At 67.1% G+C, this 4,773-nt stretch carries 5 protein-coding genes and 1 riboswitch; of the genes, 2 read left to right on the top strand and 3 right to left on the bottom strand.

Annotated features, from left to right (window positions below; genetic code table 11):
• Positions 1–864, top strand: an 864-nt coding sequence (locus ACIRA7_RS14945; protein WP_396221643.1) for a class I SAM-dependent RNA methyltransferase, incomplete at its 5' end; no start/stop codon positions are given.
• Positions 865–891: 27 nt separating this feature from the next.
• On the opposite strand, the gene ACIRA7_RS14940 is transcribed toward ACIRA7_RS14945, so the two are convergent.
• Genes ACIRA7_RS14940 through pnuC form a run of 3 tightly spaced genes read right to left on the bottom strand, consistent with a single transcriptional unit; the run spans position 892 to position 2,517 of the window.
• Positions 892–1,332, bottom strand: coding sequence for a DUF6526 family protein (locus tag ACIRA7_RS14940; protein ID WP_396221642.1), 441 nt, complete (start codon positions 1,330–1,332; stop codon positions 892–894).
• Entirely contained in the window at positions 1,325–1,888 is a 564-nt protein-coding gene (locus tag ACIRA7_RS14935) for an AAA family ATPase (RefSeq protein WP_396221641.1), read from the bottom strand. The genes ACIRA7_RS14940 and ACIRA7_RS14935 overlap by 8 nt, the downstream gene beginning before the upstream one ends.
• Complete coding sequence (gene pnuC, locus ACIRA7_RS14930) at positions 1,885–2,517, bottom strand: nicotinamide riboside transporter PnuC (RefSeq protein WP_396221644.1); 633 nt, start codon at positions 2,515–2,517, stop codon at positions 1,885–1,887. The genes ACIRA7_RS14935 and pnuC overlap by 4 nt, the downstream gene beginning before the upstream one ends.
• 26 nt (positions 2,518–2,543) lie before the next feature.
• Positions 2,544–2,647, top strand: a riboswitch (TPP riboswitch).
• Here pnuC and ACIRA7_RS14925 point away from each other — a divergent pair.
• Positions 2,640–4,730, top strand: a complete 2,091-nt coding sequence (locus ACIRA7_RS14925; protein WP_396221640.1) for a TonB-dependent receptor — start codon at positions 2,640–2,642, stop codon at positions 4,728–4,730. (Overlaps the previous riboswitch by 8 nt.)
• Positions 4,731–4,773 lie beyond the last annotated feature (43 nt).

Raw genomic sequence — 4,773 nt, 5'->3', positions numbered from 1 at the left:
CGGCTGCGGGTCACCTGCCGGAAGTCGCGGTTGTATCACTCGGATGCGGTGGCGGAGCGCGTGGCGCGCGGGATTACGAACAGCATCCCGGGTTCGCAGGCGCTCGGTCGGGCGAAGGATGACGAGGACGACGACGATGGCAACACGCAGCTGATCGTGGTGCGCTTCGATCACGACCGGTGCACCATCAGCGCCGATAGCTCGGGGGCACTGCTGCACCGGCGCGGTTGGCGTCAGGCGATCGCGAAGGCGCCGTTGCGGGAGACGCTGGCGGCGGCGATGCTGGCGGCCTGCGACTGGAATGGCGAGGTCCCGCTGGTGGACCCGTTCTGTGGCTCGGGCACCATTGGCATCGAGGCGGCGCTGCGGGTGCGGCGCATGGCGCCGGGCCTTGGGCGTGCGTTCGCGATGGAGCAGTGGCCCGGCGCTGACGCACCGATGCAGGCGCGGGTGCGTGCGGCGGCAGCGGCGGAGCAGTTGCCGTCGGTGGGGATACCGATCGTGCTGCGCGATCGTGACGCCGGCGCCTGCAAGGCGGCCGTGGCCAATGCCGAACGGGCGGGCGTGCTGCAGGATCTCGTGATCGAGCAGGGTCCGTTGTCGGACACGTCGCTGGACGCGATCGGCCCGGCCGGACTGGTGCTGACCAACCCGCCGTACGGACTGCGCATCAGCGATGGCGCGGATCTGCGATCGCTGTACGCCCGGCTCGGCGATGTCGTGCGAGCCGGCGGTCGTGGATGGCAGCTCGGGATGCTGGTGCCCGACCGCGTGCTGGCGGCGCAGACGCGCCTCGCGTTCGATGCCGTGTTGCGCACGGCGAACGGTGGACTGCCGGTCGAGGTGTTGGTGTCGCGCCCGTAGTCGTGCACGCGCGACACCGCCGGATACTCACACGCGGAAGGTGTCCGGGCGCCACGTCTTGATCTGGGCTTTGATCTCCTTGCCCTTGAGCGCCGGATTCTTGATGACCATCTCGACCATCGACGGCAGCTCGGCATCGCTCGCGAAGCGCAGCGCGATGTAGTGGCGCGGCGAAAATGCAGCCTGTGCCCGCGCGGCGAGATCGGCCGGCAGCAGGCGGGCATAGCGGAGCTGCTCTTCGAGGCGGATCAGGCGATCCTGCGCGCGGAGCGGCGAGAGGCGCGCCACGGTGACCACACCGAAGATGGCGAGCGCTCCGACCATCATGTAGGCGGTGTCGGCGCCAGGGTTGGAAATCAGGCGTTTGATGCTCCAGCCCACGTAGATCAGCGCCAGCGGACTGGTGAAGAAGTGATACGCGGGCATGTACTTCGCGTGGTTGGCAAAGCTCTGCGGTTGGTCAGCCATGGTGGTATGGATCGGTGAAGGAGTCGATCAGTGCAGTGGCTGTGGCGAGTCGTTGCTCCCACGTGCCCTGCACAACGGTAACCGGCGCGCCGAATCGCGCCAGCGTGTCGCGAAAGAGGGCCTGCACCTCGTGGCGCCGATCTTCGCGGTCGCGGACGCCGTCGGCGATCCACGGCACGTCGATGTCGAGCAGCAGGTACTGCGTGGCGCGGCGCGCGATGGCCGCCTGCTCGATGAACTCCGGGCAGCGACCGAAGTAGTGATGGCAGTACACGACGGTGCTGACCAGGTCCGTGTCCTGCAGCAGCAGCGTGTCGCCGCGCGCGATGGCCGACGCGATGTGCGTGTCTTCCAGGGCCATCTGCCCCTTGGCGATGGGGCCATGGTCGCGGAAATCGAGCGGCGCCCCCTTGGCGGCGGCGTAGTCGCGCACGAACTCCGGCACGCAGGCCACGCCGTAGTGCGCGGCCAGCTGCGCACCGAGGGTGGTCTTGCCCACCGACTCCGAGCCGGTCAGGACGACGCGGGTGAGTGTGCGCATCGGGTGGCCGGTCATGTCGCGAGGCGCGTCCGCGCCGCCGATCGATGCCAGTGCACCGAGCCGATGATGGCGAGCACGAGAAACACGGTGTAGAGCATCGCGGTGAGTGGGAGTTGCCGGTTGATGAACAGGCCGATGTAGACCACATCGACGGCGATCCAGAGCAGCCAGTGCTCGAGCAGCTTGCGCGTCATCATGTACTGCGCGACCAGACTGACTGAGACGAGCGCGGCGTCGAGCCACGGCAGCGCAGCACCGGGGAGGCGTCGCGTGATGGTGGCCAAGGTAACCCATGAGACGAGTGCGATGCCGGCCAGCAGCAGCGCCGTGCGCCGCCCCGTGCGCGACACGACCACGGCGTCGCGACTCGGTCCGCCGCGCAACCAGTGCCACCAGCCGTACAGCGACAACACGAGATACACCACCTGCAACCCCGTGTCCGAGTACAGGCCGGTGCGGGCGAACACCACGCTGTAGAACCCGGCGTTGAGCACGCCGAGTGGCCAGCTCCAGATGTTCTCACGCGTGACGAGCCACACGTTCAGCACACCCGTGATGAACCCGAGGAGCTCCGCGCAGGAGCTCCCGTGCGCGTTGAGCCACGCGCAGAAATCGGAAAGGAGGTGGAGCGCCGTACTGGTCATCACGGCCAAAGCTAATTAGGGTTCACCGCACATGACCGGGGTGCCAGCGCCGCCAGTGCGCGTTGGCTGAGAGAGTCCCGTAGAACCTGATCCGGCTCGTACCGGCGTAGGGAGTCCAATCGATGTATCCGCACGCAATCGCGCGCCATTGGCGCACGCGGCGACTTGGCGTCGCCACCCTCCTCACTGTTGCCACCGCCACGCTCGGCGCACAGTCCCGCCCCGACAGCGCAACGGTCGCCGCCAAGGCCGACTCCGTTCGCAACATCGAAGGCGTGCTGGTCCGCGCCATCCGCGCCAATAGCCAAGCGCCCATCTCGCAAACCACGATCGGTCGCGCCGCGATCACGCAGCGGCATTTCGGGCAGGACGTGCCGATGCTGCTGATGAACGCCGCGCCCTCCATGACCTCGCACACCGAAACCGGTACCAACTGGGGCTACAGCTATCTGCGGCTGCGCGGCATCGACCAGACGCGCATCAACATCACGCTCGACGGCGTGCCGTTGAACGACATGGAAGATCAGGTCCTGTACTTCGCCAATCTGGCCGACCTGATGTCGAACGTGCAGTCGGTGCAGGTGCAGCGCGGCGTGGGCACGAGCACCGCGGGCACCGCGTCGTTCGCCGGCAGTGTGAACTTTGAAACGATGCCGGTGGCGCGCGCCGACGCCGGTGGCGATGTGCAGTTGCAGATGGGATCGTTCGGCGCGCAACGCGTGAGCACATCGTTCAACTCGGGGCTCACCGCCAGCAAATTCGCCGTGTACGGCCGCGCCAGTGCGCTGCGCACCAACGGCTACCGCGATCACAGCGGCGTCATGGGACGTTCCGCCTTTGTGGGCGCCGGCTGGTTCGGTGCGCGCGACGTGATCAAGCTCACCACGCTGGTGGGACTACTCGCCGATACGCTGTCGTACACGGGCGCCACGCTCGAGGAACTCGGCACGAACCGCCGTTACAACCCGCTGCAACCCAACGAGCGCGACAAGTTCGGTCAGCAGCTGGTGTCGCTGGCGTACACGCGCGCCCTGCAGAACGGCGGCTCGGTGAGCACCACGGTGTACCGCAACTCGGCCAGCGGCAACTACGACTACTTCGATCTGCCCGATCGCTATCGCTTCAATCTGGCGCATACGTGGTATGGCGTGACCAGCGCGTACAACGTGGAGCGCGGCGCCCTGCGCGTGAACACGGGCATCAATGCCAACACGTATCAGCGCGCGCACCGCGGCTACTTCCAGCCGTCCACCACGTTGTATGACAACACCGGTCACAAGCAGGATGCCAGCGCCTTCGCCAAGCTGTCGCTCGACGCCGGGAAGGCCCGTTGGTTTGCCGACCTGCAGGGGCGCTACGCCAGGTTCCGCTACGAGCCCGACGCCAACGCCGGTATCGACGAGCGCAGCATCGATTGGATGTTCTTCAATCCGAAGGCGGGTGTCACGTATCAGCTGGCCACGGGGCTCGCCACGTACGCGTCATACGGCATCACGAGCCGCGAGCCGGCCCGCAACGACCTGTTTGCCGGCGACGATGATCTGAACAGCGGTAACGTGGCCGACTACGGCGACTTCACGCGCGTGAAGCCGGAGTCGGTGCGCGACGCCGAGCTGGGCATCACGTGGTCTCGCGCCATGATGGAGCTGTCGGCCAACCTGTACAGCATGGATTTCCGCAACGACATCGCGCGTATCGGGGCGCCCACGGCCTCGGGGGCGATCTTGCGCCGCAACGTGGGCAGCAGCTATCGGCGTGGTCTCGAGGTTGACGCGGCCTATCGTGGTATCTCGCGCGTGGTGCTGGCCGGCAACGCCACGTGGAGTCAGAACCGCATTGCGCAGTTCACCGATTCGTCGCGCGGCACGCCGGTCGTGCGGCGCAACGTCGCGCCGATGCTCACGCCGGCGTTCATCTCGTTGCATCGCATTGAGCTGTCGCCGACGGACCGCGTCATGGTGAGTGTCGAGGGCCGCTATCAGTCGAAGGCTTTCCTCGACAACACCAGCAGTGCGGATCGCGTGCTCCCCGACTACTACACGCTCGATGCGTCGGCGCGGGTTACGGCTGGCCGCTATGCGCTCACGGTGCGCGGAGCAAACCTGGGCGATACGCAGAAGTTCGCCAGTGGTGCCGTGTCGGGGTCGGGGCGTGTGCGCTACTTCGTGCTGCCGGCGCGCGCGGTGTTTGCCACGGTGAGCGCGGAGTTCTGAGGTGAACGTCAGCGCGCTGCGGCTGAGGGGCGCCTGAACGGAT

Source organism: Gemmatimonas sp. (assembly GCF_044376735.1).
Classification (GTDB): Bacteria; Gemmatimonadota; Gemmatimonadetes; order Gemmatimonadales; family Gemmatimonadaceae; genus Gemmatimonas.
Note: the sequence above shows the minus strand (reverse complement) of the source record. Positions and strands in the feature narration are given on the sequence as shown.